Origin of the sequence: Marinobacter sp. LQ44 (genome assembly GCF_001447155.2) — a bacterium.
Classification (GTDB): Bacteria; Pseudomonadota; Gammaproteobacteria; order Pseudomonadales; family Oleiphilaceae; genus Marinobacter.
The window spans coordinates 2,008,660-2,023,969 of record NZ_CP014754.1; the positions used below are offsets into that span (position 1 = coordinate 2,008,660).

The window sequence follows — 15,310 nt, forward strand, 5'->3', positions numbered from 1 at the left end:
CATGTTTGCACTAATCAACCTGTCTTACCTGGCTGCGGCGGTTTGCTTCATTCTTGGCATTAAAGGCATGACCCGCCCGAAAACCGCGGTTCGCGGCAACCAGATCGCCGCCATCGGTATGCTGATCGCCGTTGTTTCCGCCCTCCTGCACCAGGGAATCATCAACTACACCGCTATCCTCGCCGGTATGATTCTAGGCGGCAGTATCGGTATCTGGCTGGCCCGGCGCACCGCCACCACCGAAATGCCTGAACTGGTGGCCAGCCTGAACGGTATTGGCGGGGGCGCGTCGGTCGCGGTGGCCGCCAGCACCTGGATTCAAACGGTTGCCTCGTCCGGTGCGGGCAGCAATGGCTGGACGGCAGCGATTCTTGTCTCAATCATTATTGGTTCCGTGACATTGACCGGCTCAGTGGTGGCCGTGTTGAAACTGAAAGGCAACATTGGGGACAGCCGCAATAACCGCCTGTGGCACAGCGTCACACTGATCACACTGGTCGCAGCTCTGATTGGTGCCGTTCTGTTCACGACCGAAGCCAGCACCAGCCCGCTTGCACTGGCTGCACTTATCGGCCTTTGCCTGCTGCTCGGGGTTGGGCTGGTCCAGCCGATTGGCGGTGCCGATATGCCGGTGGTGGTGGCACTTTTGAACGCCTACTCGGGGCTCGCCGGCGCCGCAACCGGTTTTGTGCTGGGTAACCAGGGGCTGATCATCACCGGTTCTCTGGTGGGTGCATCGGGGCTGATCCTGACGGCCATCATGTGCAAAGCCATGAACCGTTCCCTGCCCAACGTACTATTCGGTGGCGTCTTCGGCGCCACTGGCAACAGCGCCAACAAGCAGGACGAAGGCGAGTTCTACGATGGCAAGGTGAAATACGCCACGCCTGACGATCTGGCCCTGCTGCTGGACGGCGCCCGCAATGTGGTCATGGTGCCGGGTTATGGCCTGGCGGTGGCGCAGGCCCAGCACGCGGTCAAGGAACTGGCCAACCAACTTGAGGGCCGTGGTGCGAAAGTCAGCTACGCCATTCACCCGGTTGCCGGGCGCATGCCGGGGCACATGAATGTGCTGCTGGCGGAAGCTGAGATTCCCTATGATCAGCTGAAGGATATGGAGGCGATCAATCCGGAACTGCCTCAGGCCGATGTGGCCATCGTGCTGGGGGCCAATGACGTGGTGAACCCGGCCGCCGCCGAAGATCCGAACTCGCCCATCTTCGGCATGCCGATCCTGGATGTTCACAAGGCAAAAACCGTGGTGGTGGTCAAGCGAAGCCTGTCCGCTGGCTTCGCGGGCATTCCCAACGGCCTGTTCATTCGGGACAACAGCCTGATGGTGAAAGGTGATGCCAAGGAAGTACTTCAGTCAACCACCACCGCAATCAAAGATCTCTGATCAGGCGTCCTCAAGGATGAGGACAACCAGTTCCTTCGGGCCATGGGCCCCGTACGCCAGCACCTGCTCAATATCTGCGGTTTTGGACGGGCCGGAGACCAGCAACAGGTTCGTCGGTAAACCGGCGGACCAGCTGTGCCTCTGCATCATGCCGTACAAGTTGTCTTCCACCTCACTGGCCTTAAGCAAGGCTATGTGCAGCGGCGGCAGCAGGCTCATCAAGCGAGGTTCGTGGCGATCCGGCCAGAGCACCAGAGAACCGGTGGCTGCAATGCCCCCCACAGTGCCGGTTATGCTGGCATCCACCTTCCAGAACAGCTCATCTTTCCATTCCTCGATGGGCCGGTCATAGACCATCAACTGAACTTTCGCACTGCTTCTCTGCCAGTGCACCGCCAGCTGTCTGCCATGGGCGGTGCCTGGGGCGTATAGCAGATTGCCCAAACCTCGGCTCTCCAGCAATTCCTGCACTTTGGCAGGCCACTGGGCACTGGTGACCTGATGAACCTCGGTGTGTACCGCTTCCATCAAAGAGCGCAGGCGGGTAATCCGGTCTTCCGGGGCATACTGCCAGGGGTTGGTAACCAGACCCTCGTCGAAATCATCAGGCCGGGGCGTGGTGCCGGCCAGGCCGGCACGAAGTTTGTTCAGAATATTGCTGCGGGCGCTCATCACCGATCCCCCTGATTCAGATGGGCTTTGGCCAGATCGTGCAACGACCGGCGGGCCGGCACCGGTGCTGAGTGGTTCTCGGTCCACGGGCCGACGTTTTTCGGTGCCAGCTTGCGCAAGCGGGTCGCGCCCCACAGGAACAACCGGTAGAACATCGGCGAAGTGTTCAGTCTGGCCCAGAAGCGCCAAATCACACGCTCTTTGCGGGAGTATTTGGCACCGCCGTCTTTCACTTTCGGCTGCTCCGCCGGGCTTTTCACGTTCTCCTGCCGCAATCGCTGTAGCATCTCCGGAATCGGAATCTTCACCGGGCACACTTCGCCACAGGCACCACACAATGACGACGCGCTGGGATGATCCGGCACCTTGTGCAGGCCCACCATGTGCGGCGTAATGATCTTGCCGATCGGCCCCGGATACACCTCGCCATAGGTATGGCCGCCCACCCGGGTATACACCGGGCAATGGTTCATGCAGGCGCCGCAGCGGATACAGTTCAGGGTCTGGCGCAGCTGGGCATCGGCAAAGGCGCCGCTGCGGCCGTTGTCGAGCAGCACCAGGTGGACTTCTTCCGGGCCATCCAGCTCATCCGCCTTGCGGGGGCCGGAGATCATGTTCACGTAGGTGGTGATCGGCTGGCCCAACGCGGAACGGGTCAGCAGCGACAACAGGGGCACCACGTCCCGCAGGTTTTCCACCACCTTTTCAATGCCGGTGACGGCAATGTGCACCGGCGGCGCGGTGGTACTCATGCGGCCATTGCCTTCATTTTCCACCAGCAGCAGAGTGCCGGTTTCGGCGATGGCGAAGTTAACACCAGACACCCCAACGTCCGCTTCCAGAAATTTCTGGCGCAGGGTGCGCCGGCCGATCTGGATCAGCTCGTTCACATCCTCGGTTTCATCCACCCCCAGTTTGTCATGGAACAGTCTGGAGACCTGGAAACGGTTCTTGTGAATGGCCGGCATGATGATGTGAGAGGGCTTTTCGCCATCCAGCTGGACGATGTATTCGCCCATATCGGACTCCAGGCACTCGATGTTGCGCTCGGCCAGGTAGTCGTTCATCTCCATTTCTTCGCTGACCATGGATTTGCCTTTCACCACCTGAGAGCCTTTCTTGGCCTCGATGATGGAGTGGACAATCCGGTTGGCTTCTTCGGTGGTTTCCGCCCAGTGGACCTTCACGCCATTGTCGGTCAGTTTGGCTTCCAGCTGCTCCAGCAAGTCGGGCAATCGGGACAGGGCCCGGGCTTTGATGTGGTTGCCCAGCTCCCGCAAGCCTTCGCGCTCGTCTTCATCCGGGAAAGCATCGGCACGCTTTTTCATCAGCGAATCCATGGCCACCCGGAAGTTGGTGCGCAGCTGGTCGTCCGCCAGGGCACCCACGGCGCGGCCACGGAAGCTGTCGGTCAGCTCTTTGATCGGTATGCGCTGGCTCATGGCGTCACCTCGCCGCTGACCCGCTCCCACAGGAAGCTGGCCAGATGCCGGCCCCGGAAGGCCTGTTGCTGCTTTTCCAGCGAACCGTTGATGTTGAGCAAGCAGCCACCATCGGCGGTGACCATTTCCGTCGCGCCGGATTCCCGCAGCGAACGGGTTTTATCCAGCACCATGGCGCCGGAGACTTCCGGCATGCGCACGGAGAAAGTCCCGCCGAAACCGCAACATTCGCTTTCATGGTCGTGGTCCAGGCGCTCTACGTTGGCCAGTTTACCCAGCAGTTCCCGGGCATGTAGATGGGTGTTCATTTCCCGGCGGGCGGAGCAGGAGGTGTGCAGGGCAATTTTCGTGGGCTGGCCCAGGTCCTGCCAGTCCACCCTGCACACGTGCAGCAGAAATTCCGTCAGCTCGAACGTTCGCTCGGCCAGGTCTTCCACCCGTTTCAGAGTATCTGGCTCGTCAGCAAATACTTCCTGATAATGCTGCCGGAACATACCGGCACAGGAGCCCGAAGGCACCACTACCGGATGGCCGTTGTCCAAAAGATCAAGCTGTGCCCGCGCCACCTCCCGGGCCTCATTCACGTAACCCGAAGTCCAGGCGGGCTGGCCGCAGCAGGATTGCGCCTGAGGAAAGTGCACGCGAATGCCTTCCCGTTCTAGTAGGCGGATGGCATCCAGCCCGGCTTCGGGGAAGAACAAGTCCACAACGCAGGTACCAAACAGCGTAACTTCCGTTGGCTTGGCCGGGTAGCTCCGGGGCTTGGGGCGCTCCGGGGCCACACGGGTAGCGTTCGGGGCAGCATCGTAGAACAGCTCACTCATCAGTCATTGCCTCCGGGCGATACGGCCACCGCCCGCCCGTCATCGTTGTATCAGCGTTACCGCCCCATTAACGGGTCCATTACACCCAGACCATAGGCCGCCAGCAATGCAATCAAACCGGTCGCCAAGAGGTAGTATAGGGTCGGCCACACAGTCTTGCGCAGGGTCTGGCCTTCACGGCCCAACAGCCCCACCGTGGCTGAGGCGGCCACCACGTTATGAATGGCCACCATATTACCGGCGGCCGCACCCACGGCCTGCACCGCCACCATCAGGGCGGTGGACAGGCCGAGGCTTTCAGCGACACCAAACTGGAACTGACTGAACATCATGTTGGATACGGTGTTGGAACCCGCCAGGAAAGCACCCAGCGCACCCACAGTCGGTGCCAGCAGCGGATAGATACCGCCAACGGCATCGGCGGCCCAGGTGGCCATGGCCAAAGGCATACTGGGCAAATCGGACATGTTAACGCCCGAATTGATCAGGATCCGCACCATCGGCACCGTAAACAGAAGAACAAAGCCTGCGCTCAGCAGCACCCCGCTGGATTCCTTGACGGCATTCCCGAGGGCACGAGCGCTCATGCGATGAATGAAGAAGGTTGCCAGAACAACCATCACTAGAATACCGCCCGGCAGATACAACGGCTGCACGCCGGCACTGATGCCTGATTCGCCGAGAATATTCGAGAAAGACATCCCCACTCCGGTGAACAGCTGTTTTACCGGCTCAACCGTCCGGCTGATCACCAGAATAATACCCACCAGCACATAGGGCACCCAGGCGCGGAAACCGCTCATGGGCTTGGCCGCGATGTCTTCGAGCTTCATCTCGATACTGCCCAGCCACTCGGAGGGCCAGTCCTTGCGATCGGCAAAATCCCAGGCTTGTTTGGGCATCAGAAAGCCCTTCTTCGCCGCCATGGTCACGATCGCCAGGCCAATCAGGCCACCCAGCAAGGACGGAAATTCCGGCCCCAGAATCACACCGGTCAGCGCGTAGGGAACCACAAAGGCAACACCGGCAAACAGGGCAAACGGCAGCACCTCCAACCCTTCTTTCCAGCTTTTGTTCCTGCCGAAGAAACGAGTCATCATGGTCACCATCAGCAATGGCATAACCACACCGACAATGGCGTGGGTAATGGCGACTTCCGAGGTAATCAACTGCAGGTAGGCCTCCCAGTTGGAGCCCACGGCCTCCAGTCGTTCGGTAATCGTGGCACGGTCGAGACCCGTGGTTACCCCAACCACCACGGGGGTGCCCACGGCACCAAAGGACACCGGCGTGCTCTGCACCATCATGCCCAGCATCACCGCTGCCATGGCCGGGAAGCCCACAGCCACCAGCAAGGGCGCGGCAATAGCCGCCGGTGTGCCGAAGCCGGAGGCGCCTTCGATGAAGCTACCGAACAGCCAGACAATGATAATCGCCTGAATACGGCGGTCCGGAGTGATGTTGGTAAAGCCTGCCCGAATGGTGGTGATGGCCCCCGAATGTTTCAGCGTGTTCAGCAGCAAAATAGCGCCGAAGATAATCCACAGCAGGCCAATGGTGATCACGAGCCCCTGCAGGGTGGAGGCCAGAATGCGGTTCAGGGTCATATCCCAGGCGCTGTAACCGATCAGCGCAGTGACCAGGAACACCACGGGCATGGCGCGGCGTGCAGGCCAACGCAGGCCAATCAGAAGGATTCCGGCCAGCAGAATCGGGGCAAATGCCAACAGGGCGAGCAATCCGGATGACATGGTTTTCTCCAGAGTATTGTTGTTGGATACTATTTTTGGATAATTGGTAATACCAATTTACAAGTCTGTCCAAGTACGTTATTTCAACACCCTTTGGGCTGTCAAAAGCATGGTGCTCGACATTCGTCTAATTGCCTATGGGTTTTACTGGGAAAACAAGAACAAAGAAGGCTAATATTTATTGGTAAGACCAATTTATTTATCAACCGGAGCCGTACATGGCCATCAATCAGGTGGCGCCCAGGCGCCTCGCCGACACCATCGTTGAGCAATTGGAATCCATGATTCTGGAAGGCACATTGCAACCGGGCCAGCGGTTACCTCCGGAGCGGGTGCTGGCAGAGCAATTCGGTGTGTCCCGGCCTTCGTTGAGAGAAGCAATCCAGAAACTGGCCGCCAAAGGCCTGCTCCACAGCCGCCAGGGAGGGGGCAACTTTGTTACCGAAACGCTGGGTGCGAGTTTCAGTGACCCACTGATCAAGTTGCTGGAGACGCACCCGGAAGCCCATCGCGACCTGCTGGAATTTCGCCGCACGCTGGAAGCAGACTGCGCCTTTTACGCAGCGCAAAGAGCCACCGAAGTTGACCGCCAGTACCTGACTCAAGCCTGGACCGCCCTGGATGCCTGTTACCGCGACAGCTCCGGCAACAACCTGGAAGCCGAAGGCGCCGCGGACGCCCGCTTCCACATGGCCATCGCCGAGGCCAGCCATAATGTGGTGCTGATGCACACCATGCGTAACCTGTTCAACATGCTCAAGAACAACATCGTGACCAACATCGGCGGCATGTATGCCAGAGCCGCCAAAACCCGGCAGGGCCTGGTAGACCAGCATTCCCGGCTGTTTCAGGCAATCATGGAAGGAAGGGCCGAGGATGCCCGGGCGATTGCCGGCCACCACATCGAGTTTGTCCAGCAGACCATCTCGGAACACTCGGAAAACGAACGGCGCAAGCAGCGGGCCTTGCGCCGGGAACGGCACAACGCTGACGAGCAGGCATAAAAAAGCCGGGGGAGTTCCCCGGCCAAAGTATTCACACGATGCACCAACACAATGCGTGTCGTCCTGATGAGTCTTTAAATTAACACCCGAACATGACCGTTCAGTGACAGCGCTCGTCAGGCCGGCAACTTTTCCCAGATGGTCAGTTCGGAAAAGCTGTGCTGGAACTTGTTACGGGTTTCCCGGATCACGAACGGCAGGCTTCTGGGCTCGCCCAGCAGCCTGAAATGCGGCGCCAGCATGTCTTTCAGGCCATCGAGCGTGGTGAAAGGCTCACCATCTTTCAGGTAACCACCCACCCACTCGGATTGCGGCGTGTAGTCTTCCAGCCAGGTATACGGGGAGGCGATCACCAGCAAACCCAGATCATTGATCCGCTCGTGGATGGTTTCAAGAAACAGGGACGGCTTGTATAACCGGTCGATCAGGTTACCCGCCAGCACCAGATCATAATCCCGGTAGTCCTGCCCCAGATCACAGGCATCGCCCTGGTGGAAGGCGACGCGATGAGCGGCTTCTGCCAGGCCCAGTGATGCTAGCGAGCGTTCCTGATAACTCACCAGCTCACCCTCCTCCGGCCTGGCGTAGCGGGCCATACCGTTGGCCACAACATCCCGGCAGGTGTTTACAAAGGTCTGGGAAAAATCCACACCATCAACATGGTCAAAATGGCGGGCCAGTTCCAGCGTGGTTCGCCCCACCGCACAGCCGATATCCAGGGCCCGGCAGGTTTCACGGCCATTCAGTGCCTCCAGGGCGGCCTCCGCCAGCTCTTTCGGAAAATTCGCCTCGCCATGCCAGGACTCACCAAAGTGAAACTCCAGATACTGGGCCAGGGTTGTGTTGTCTTCGTAATAGCCGGCGGGCTTATTCATAACTGCCTCCTCGTCAAAGCCTGCAATGTCATTTCTCCGCCAGCCGCGGATAAAGCGGTTCCACCAGGGGTTTCAGCCCCTTGGCATCATCGATAAACAGCTGTAGATGCGGGAATGGTATCTCGATACCGGCCGCATCCAACGCCTCTTTGATCTGCTCCAGCACATCCGCCATGATTCTCGGCTGTATGTCGAGGTTGTCCGGCGTGATCCATATCTTCACTTCAAGATCCACCGATGAATCCCCCAGGCGCTTCATGACCACCCGCGGCTCCATGGCGCCGCCCTGCAATACCTCAGGGTGGGCATTCAGGACCGGCATAATCACCGATCGTGCGGCACGGGCGGATTCCTTGTAGGCTATCCCGACCGGGATGTTCAACCGGGTTGCGCCCTCGGCACTGTAATTGACAATATCCGATGACGCCACGCTGTCATTCGGAATCATAGTGAATATGTTGTCCCGGGTGCGGAGCCAGGTGGTGCGCAAGGCAATTTTCACAACTTTGCCATCCTGGCCATTAATACTTACCCAGTCCCCTATCCGGAACGGGCGCTCTATCAACAGCGTAATGCCAGCAATAAAATTCGAGAGGGTGGATTGCGCTGCAAAGCCGACCGCGATACCGACAATCCCCAGGCCAGCGACAATTGACAGCACGTCAAATCCGAACTGAGCCAGAATCGCCACCACCGCGAAGGTCACCATCAGCACGGCAAACAGGTTCTCAATCAACTGTCGAATGGAAGGGTCCATGCCATATCGGCTGATTGCCTCTTTCATCAGGCGCGCCAGTACCAGCCACCCAACAAAGAAACCCAATGCCATGAATCCGGCCCTCGCCATCGCTTTGAGAAAATCCGGGCCAGCCCCGAATTGGGCCAGAATCACCAACAACGCCCCAAGGGCAAACAGATACTTCAGGCCTGTCCGAACCTGTGAGAAGAACACAGACTGAGATCGCCGCGTGCCAGCGGCGATTTTCAACATACCAATGATCAACAGGTAAACACCGATAAACAGGCCAAGGTAGATCACCGACACCAGCATCTGGCTCAGCACGTAGACCGCCGTTTCGCTCCAATCCACCTGCCCACCCGCCATCGCCTCCAGGGTATCGCTCAGGTTTTGCTTGAGCTGTTCTGCTACCGCGCCGGCAAAATGTTCGATCATGCTTGTTTCCTATTGTCATGGGTCGGTATCGGATGCCAGGTACCCGGCACCGATCTTGTCATTGTCAAAAGCATAGCCGCTAATCCCCTGGTAGAACGTCGCCAAAGATCCTCAGGTCGCCTCCGTGTTTGATCTTCATTTTTGACTATCCTTGAAATAACTGACTGGCCACGCCATTGTTGCGTGCTCGTTTGTTTTCAGTGATATCGGAGAACCATGACCACTCTGCCCGACTTTTCCCTGCTCGAACTGGCCTCCGTCCGCGAAGGTGACTCGGTGAGCACCACACTGGCAAACAGCGTTGCCTATGCCCAACATGCCGAAACGCTCGGCTTCAAGAGGTTCTGGCTGGCCGAGCACCACAACATGGAGGGCATCTCCAGTTCCACCACATCGGTACTGGTGGGCCATATTGCCGGCAAGACCCACAGCATCAGGGTTGGCTCCGGCGGCGTCATGCTGCCCAATCACCCGCCGCTGGTGGTGGCTGAACAGTTTGGCACCCTGGAATGCCTTTATCCGGGGCGCATTGACCTTGGCCTGGGCCGGGCACCGGGTACCGACCCCATCACGGCCAGGGCGCTGCGCCGTGATGGCCTGGGGGCGGATCAGTTCCCCGAAGATGTGGCCCGCCTGCAAAGCCTGCTCGGCCCTCTGCAACCGGGCCAGCCGGTAAAAGCCATTCCCGGCGCGGGCACCAAGGTGCCCATCTGGCTTCTGGGCTCAAGCCTGTTCAGCGCCCAGCTGGCAGCGTCCCGGGGCCTGCCCTATGCCTTCGCCGGGCACTTCGCCCCCAGGCTGTACCGGGAAGCCCTGAGGGTTTACCGGGACAATTTCAAACCTTCAGCGCAACTGGACCGACCCTACGCCATGCTCGCCATTCCGGCCATTCCCGCCGACGCCCTGGAGCAGGCGAAATTTCTGGCCACCACCAGTTACCAGCGCATTCTATCGCTCTTCCGTGGCCAGCCCCTGTGGATGAAACCGCCGGTTGAATCCATGGATGGCCTGTGGAACGCCGGTGAAAAGCTCAGCGTACTGGATTTCCTGGCGTTGCAAGTGATGGGCAATGCCGTTGATATCCGCCAACAGCTCGATAACCTGCTGGCGGATATCGACGTAGACGAGCTGATGTTCACTGTCGACATCTATGACCCGGCGCAGCGCCGCCATGCCCTCGATATCCTGGCGCAAACCCGGGGTCAGAGCACCTCTTCGATAGCCGCCATCAACTGAGGATCGTCCGGGCGAACCCGGCTGGGGAAGCTGGCGGTAACCTTGCCGTTCCGATCCAATACGTATTTGGTGAAGTTCCAGCGCGGCGGCTGGCTCTGACGGTTAATCTCGCGGAACACCGGGTTTGCCTGGGAACCGGTCACCGCCCCGGGCGCGATCATGGTGAAGGTGACGCCAAAGTTGACGAAACAGACCTCAGCGGCTTCTTCTTCGGTGCTCGCCTCCTGGCGGAAATCGTCGCTGGCGAAGCCCACCACAACGAGGCCTTGGTCGCGGTATTTCTGGTGCAGCGCTTCGAGCCCCTCAAACTGGCCGGTATAACCACAACGGCTTGCCGTATTCACCACCAGCATCGGCTGGCCAGCGGCGAGTTCACACAGGTTGACGGAATCCCTGGAGTGCAGCTTGCGCTGGTCATGGTCGAGAAAGGCGGGGCACTCGGCGGCCCATGCTGGCAAAGCGGCAACCATAAGGACGATCAGCGACCACCGCTGCCATAGTGTCATATGCATTGTTAGACTCCTGTTCTGCTGATCTAAAGCATACGACAGAGAAGGGCAATCCGCTCATAACCTGGCGGCAAGCCAAAACCCACGACTGACTTCCGGAGAGATTCTCGTGTCTGAACCTGAAATTTTCGTTTTTCTCTCCCATGGGCTCGAAAGCGGCCCCGGGAGTACCAAGATCCAGGCCCTTAAAACGGTGGCGGAGTCGTTTGCCGGCGTCCACGCCGAAGCCATTGATCATCGTAGCACCAAAGACCCGGCCCAGCGCTTTGGCCAAATGCGCGATGCCATGGCGGCAGCGGGTGCCGACCCGGCCCGGACCATCCTTGCCGGTTCCAGCATGGGCGGCTGGGTATGCGCGCAGACCAGTGCAGACACACCGGTACTGGGCTGCTTCCTGTTGGCGCCAGCCCTGGCCCTACCCGATTATCCCCAGAGCAGCCCCCACATTCAGGCCCGGCATACCCAGATCATCCACGGTTGGCAGGACGACGTGGTACCGCCGATGCCGGTTGTCGAACTGGCGCAAGCGCAGAACCTGCCCATCCTGCTGTTACCCGACAACCACCGGCTGGAGAACAGCGTTACCCGGGTTGCCGATGAGTTCCGGGCCTTTCTCATGACCGCCGGATTAAACCCTCGACATCATTGACCGATGTCATCCAAACGCCGTGCATGACCGAATCATTTTGTTAGGGTGGTCCTGCTGCCCTCGCCGTTGCCTGAACTCCGGTTCCGGCAGGGCAACATACAAATGATGAGAGAGAAAGGAGTTACCAATGAGCGATTTCAATAAAAGTCGACGGGTATTCCTGCGCACTGCCGCGTTAGGTGTCGCTGCCGTTCCACTGGCACGGGTCGCCACCCACGTTCCGGCAGCCCGCGCTGACAAGCCGAAAGCCCAGGACGGCCATGCCCTGGATTACGTCAACGACGGTAGCACCAGTGATCACGAGAAATATCAGGAAGGAAACAAGTGTTCCAACTGTGCGTTTTGGGCCGGGGAAGTTTCCGGTGGCTGGGGCGGTTGCCGTCACCCGCAGTTCAGCGATGTCCTGGTCAATGCTGACGGCTGGTGTAACACCTGGGTACCGGGCGGCTGATGCCACTTCACAGGCGGCCGTCGCTGGCCGCCTGCTGATCAAATTTCGCTCACAGAATAATCCCGAATTCCCTCCGCGCTGCTGCCTCTGCGCCGAATAAATCGAAATTTCATGAACTTGCGATACTCAAAAATCTGTCGCCGGAATTATCTGATTTTGGTCATTTCCTTGCGAAAACCCTCATGTTTTGCCAGTCTTTAATAATGTAACAAAGGATTTCAGCAAAAAAACAAACGGAGACAGCGCGATGAGCAACACAAGTAAATTCAGGAAACTGGCCGGTTTTTCGGCGTTCGCCTTTGCAGCGATCACTGCGGCAAACTCGGTAAACGCCGCCAACTGGCGCTATGCCCATGAAGAATACGAGGGTGATGTTCAGGACGTTTACGCCTACAAATTCAAGGAATACGTAGAGGAGAATTCCGACCATACGGTGCAGGTGTTCCGCTTTGGTGAGCTGGGCGAATCTGACGACATCATGGAGCAAACCCAGGCCGGTATTCTTAACTTTGTAAACCAGTCCCCGGGCTTCACCGGCTCCCTCATTCCCGAAGCACAGATCTTCTTCATTCCCTACCTGATGCCTACCGATATGGACACGGTCATCAAGTTTTTCCGGGAATCCAAAGCCATCAACGAAGACTTCCCGGAGCTTTATGCCGAGCAGGGCCTGGAACTGCTGAAGATGTACCCCGAGGGTGAAATGGTGGTCACGGTGGACGAACCGGTAACGTCCCCGGCAGGCTTCAACAATAAAAAGATTCGGGTAATGACCAACCCGCTGTTGTCTGAAACCTATTCCGCTTTCGGTGCCACACCTACGCCGCTGCCCTGGGGCGAAGTGTACGGTGCCCTGCAGACCAACATGATCCAGGGTCAGGAAAACCCGATTTTCTGGATCGAATCCGGTGGTCTGTACGAGGTCTCCCCGAATCTGGTATTCACCGGCCACGGTTGGTTCACCACCGCCATGATGGCAAACCAGAACTTCTTCAATGGTCTTTCTGATGCAGACAAAAAGCTGGTTCGCGACGCCGCGGACTACGCCTTTGAAGAGATCATCGTTCACATCGATGGCCTGGCCGACGAGGCTCTGGAGAAAATCCAGGCCGCCAGTGATCGGGTCACCGTCACCCGCCTGAACGAAGAACAGATCGAAGCCTTCCGTGCCCGCGCCCCGCAGGTGGAAGAGCGCTTCATCAACATGACCGGCGAGCGTGGCAAGCAGCTGCTTGAACAGTTCAAGGCCGATCTAGAAGCCGTTCAGGGACAGTAAAGCGGCAGGATTCAAAGGGTGGCGCTTCGCCACCCTTTGATGTCCGGCCCTGGTTTAACCCCCGCCCCGCCGGGGTCCTTACCGGCCGGGAGCGAATGATTCTGGAGTGGAATCCATGTCTGAACATCCCGAGGAGGTTGTTGAAGACGATACCGGCAGCTATGAGTCAGGTTTACCGGGCTTTCTGGGCACCATCGATGAATGGATCGCCAAGGTTGAAGCCGTTATGCTTGCCGCCGGTGTCATTCTTATGGCTATCAACACCTGCGCCAATGTGATTGGACGCTTTGCTTTCGGACAGGGGCTGTTCTTCTCTGGTGAGATCAACCGCATCCTGATCATACTGATCACTTTCGCCGGTATTGGCTACGCTGCCCGCCATGGCCGCCACATCCGCATGTCTGCAGTCTACGACGCCCTGCCCGCCAAAGCGCGTAAAGTGCTGATGATCTTCATTGCCCTGTTCACCTCGGTGGTGATGTTTTTCCTGTGTTATCACGCCTACGGCTACATCGAGACTCTGTATAGCCGCGGCCGCATTTTGCCTGCCTTAGGTATACCTATCTGGATCATCTACATCTGGGCGCCCATCGGTTTCGCCATTACTGGTATCCAGTATTTCCTGACCGCCATCAAAAACCTCACCAGCAAGGACGTCTACCTCTCAACCGGTGTGGTGGATGGCTATGCTGACACCGAGTCCGAGGTCTGAGACAGCCGTAACCCGATAAGGAACAGGAAGATTACTTATGGCAACTATTCTCATGTTGATCATGATCGGGCTACTGCTGCTGGGCTTCCCGATGATGATCCCACTGACCACCGCGGCGGTGGTCGGCTTTGTAATGATGTTCGACGGCTTCGGCCAGATGCAAACGTTCATCCAGCAAATGATGGGTGGTATCCGGCCGGCGTCGTTGATTGCAGTACCCATGTTTATTCTGGCCGCCGATATCATGACCCGGGGCCAGTCGGCTGACCGGCTGATCAACATGGTCATGGCGTTCATTGGCCACATCAAGGGCGGCCTGGCCATCAGTACCGCCACCTCCTGCACGCTGTTTGGGGCGGTTTCCGGTTCAACCCAGGCCACGGTGGTGGCCGTTGGGTCGCCACTTCGCCCGAAAATGCTCAAAGCGGGCTATTCTGACCCGTTCACGCTCGCACTGATCATCAACGCCAGTGACATCGCGTTCCTGATTCCCCCCAGTATCGGCATGATTATCTACGGGGTTATCTCCGAAACCTCCATTGCCGAACTGTTCATTGCCGGTATCGGGCCAGGTATTCTGATCCTGTTCATGTTCTCGCTTTACTGCCTGTTCTACGCGTACAAGCACAACGTACCAACCGAAGAGAAGGCCAGCTGGAAGCAAAGGGCACTGTCAGTGCGGGATGCCTCCTGGCCGCTGATGTTCCCCGTGATCATTGTTGGCGGTATCTACGGCGGCATTTTCAGCCCCACCGAAGCCGCAGCCGTGTGCGTACTCTACGCCTTCCTGCTGGAGTTCGTGATCTTCCGCTCCCTGAAGCTCAAAGACGTTTACAAGATCGCCAAGTCCACCGGCCTGATCACAGCCGTGGTGTTTATTCTGGTTGCCGTTGGCAATGGTTTCTCCTGGATTATCTCCTTCGCCCAGATTCCCCAGGCCATTCTGGAAACCGTCGGTGTGAACGAAGCCGGCCCGGTGGGCGTGCTGATTGCCATCTGTATTGCTTTCTTTATTGCCTGTATGTTCGTTGACCCGATCGTGGTCATTCTGGTGCTGACCCCCATTTTTGCCCCAGCCATCCAGGCAACCGGCCTGGACCCGGTGCTGGTGGGTGTACTGATCACCCTGCAGGTGGCCATAGGCTCCGCAACACCGCCGTTCGGCTGTGACATATTTACCGCCATCGCCATCTTCAAACGCCCCTACATGGAAGTGATCCGGGGTACGCCACCGTTTATCTTCATGCTGGTGACCGCCGCCGGGCTGATCATTGCCTTCCCGGATATCGCCCTGTTCCTGAGGGACCTGGCTTACCGAGACTGAGCCGGGTTGCCC

General features: G+C 58.4%; 15 protein-coding genes. 8 read left to right on the forward strand and 7 right to left on the reverse strand.

Annotated features, from left to right (window positions below):
- Position 1 precedes the first annotated feature (1 nt).
- Positions 2 to 1,399: an NAD(P)(+) transhydrogenase (Re/Si-specific) subunit beta gene (locus tag ASQ50_RS09370; RefSeq protein WP_058092995.1), complete on the forward strand. Its 1,398-nt coding sequence runs from the start codon at positions 2 to 4 to the stop codon at positions 1,397 to 1,399.
- Here the strand turns inward: ASQ50_RS09370 and ASQ50_RS09375 are convergent, their stop codons facing one another.
- The 4 genes from ASQ50_RS09375 to ASQ50_RS09390 are packed head-to-tail and all read right to left on the reverse strand — an operon-like array spanning position 1,400 to position 6,088.
- Positions 1,400 to 2,071, reverse strand: a complete 672-nt coding sequence (locus tag ASQ50_RS09375; RefSeq protein ID WP_058092996.1) for a LutC/YkgG family protein — start codon at positions 2,069 to 2,071, stop codon at positions 1,400 to 1,402.
- Positions 2,071 to 3,513, reverse strand: a complete 1,443-nt coding sequence (locus ASQ50_RS09380) for a LutB/LldF family L-lactate oxidation iron-sulfur protein (RefSeq protein WP_058092997.1) — start codon at positions 3,511 to 3,513, stop codon at positions 2,071 to 2,073. The genes ASQ50_RS09375 and ASQ50_RS09380 overlap by 1 nt, the downstream gene beginning before the upstream one ends.
- Positions 3,510 to 4,337, reverse strand: coding sequence for a (Fe-S)-binding protein (locus ASQ50_RS09385; RefSeq protein ID WP_058092998.1), 828 nt, complete (start codon positions 4,335 to 4,337; stop codon positions 3,510 to 3,512). The genes ASQ50_RS09380 and ASQ50_RS09385 overlap by 4 nt, the downstream gene beginning before the upstream one ends.
- A gap of 56 nt (positions 4,338 to 4,393) precedes the next feature.
- Positions 4,394 to 6,088 carry an L-lactate permease gene (locus ASQ50_RS09390; RefSeq protein WP_058092999.1) on the reverse strand — a complete coding sequence of 565 codons (1,695 nt, stop codon included), beginning with the start codon at positions 6,086 to 6,088 and terminating at the stop codon, positions 4,394 to 4,396.
- A 218-nt stretch (positions 6,089 to 6,306) separates the two neighbouring features.
- Here ASQ50_RS09390 and ASQ50_RS09395 point away from each other — a divergent pair, with 218 nt between their 5' ends.
- A complete protein-coding gene (locus ASQ50_RS09395) occupies positions 6,307 to 7,092 on the forward strand; it encodes a GntR family transcriptional regulator (protein ID WP_058093000.1) in 786 nt (261 codons plus the stop codon).
- 116 nt (positions 7,093 to 7,208) lie between these two features.
- Here ASQ50_RS09395 and ASQ50_RS09400 read toward each other — a convergent pair whose 3' ends face one another.
- Both ASQ50_RS09400 and ASQ50_RS09405 read right to left on the reverse strand, forming a co-directional pair.
- Complete coding sequence (locus ASQ50_RS09400; protein ID WP_058093001.1) at positions 7,209 to 7,967, reverse strand: putative 4-mercaptohistidine N1-methyltransferase; 759 nt, start codon at positions 7,965 to 7,967, stop codon at positions 7,209 to 7,211.
- 28 nt (positions 7,968 to 7,995) lie between these two features.
- Positions 7,996 to 9,141, reverse strand: coding sequence for a mechanosensitive ion channel family protein (locus ASQ50_RS09405; protein WP_058093002.1), 1,146 nt, complete (start codon positions 9,139 to 9,141; stop codon positions 7,996 to 7,998).
- Positions 9,142 to 9,357: 216 nt separating this feature from the next.
- On the opposite strand from ASQ50_RS09405, the gene ASQ50_RS09410 reads away from it, so the two are divergent.
- Entirely contained in the window at positions 9,358 to 10,377 is a 1,020-nt protein-coding gene (locus tag ASQ50_RS09410; RefSeq protein WP_058093003.1) for an LLM class flavin-dependent oxidoreductase, read from the forward strand.
- On the opposite strand, the gene ASQ50_RS09415 is transcribed toward ASQ50_RS09410, so the two are convergent.
- Positions 10,344 to 10,883, reverse strand: coding sequence for a glutathione peroxidase (locus ASQ50_RS09415; RefSeq protein WP_058093048.1), 540 nt, complete (start codon positions 10,881 to 10,883; stop codon positions 10,344 to 10,346). The two genes, ASQ50_RS09410 and ASQ50_RS09415, sit on opposite strands and share 34 nt — an antisense overlap.
- Positions 10,884 to 10,995: 112 nt before the next feature.
- Here ASQ50_RS09415 and ASQ50_RS09420 point away from each other — a divergent pair, with 112 nt between their 5' ends.
- From ASQ50_RS09420 to ASQ50_RS09440, 5 genes are all read left to right on the forward strand, one after another.
- Positions 10,996 to 11,535 carry a YqiA/YcfP family alpha/beta fold hydrolase gene (locus ASQ50_RS09420; protein WP_058093004.1) on the forward strand — a complete coding sequence of 180 codons (540 nt, stop codon included), beginning with the start codon at positions 10,996 to 10,998 and terminating at the stop codon, positions 11,533 to 11,535.
- A gap of 127 nt (positions 11,536 to 11,662) precedes the next feature.
- Positions 11,663 to 11,986, forward strand: a complete 324-nt coding sequence (locus ASQ50_RS09425; RefSeq protein ID WP_058093005.1) for a high-potential iron-sulfur protein — start codon at positions 11,663 to 11,665, stop codon at positions 11,984 to 11,986.
- A gap of 247 nt (positions 11,987 to 12,233) precedes the next feature.
- Positions 12,234 to 13,262: a TRAP transporter substrate-binding protein DctP gene (dctP, locus tag ASQ50_RS09430; RefSeq protein WP_058093006.1), complete on the forward strand. Its 1,029-nt coding sequence runs from the start codon at positions 12,234 to 12,236 to the stop codon at positions 13,260 to 13,262.
- A gap of 115 nt (positions 13,263 to 13,377) precedes the next feature.
- Positions 13,378 to 13,974 (forward strand): TRAP transporter small permease, encoded by a 597-nt coding sequence (locus ASQ50_RS09435; RefSeq protein WP_058093007.1) that lies wholly within the window; start codon positions 13,378 to 13,380, stop codon positions 13,972 to 13,974.
- A 37-nt stretch (positions 13,975 to 14,011) separates the two neighbouring features.
- Positions 14,012 to 15,298 (forward strand): TRAP transporter large permease, encoded by a 1,287-nt coding sequence (locus tag ASQ50_RS09440; protein ID WP_058093008.1) that lies wholly within the window; start codon positions 14,012 to 14,014, stop codon positions 15,296 to 15,298.
- Positions 15,299 to 15,310 lie beyond the last annotated feature (12 nt).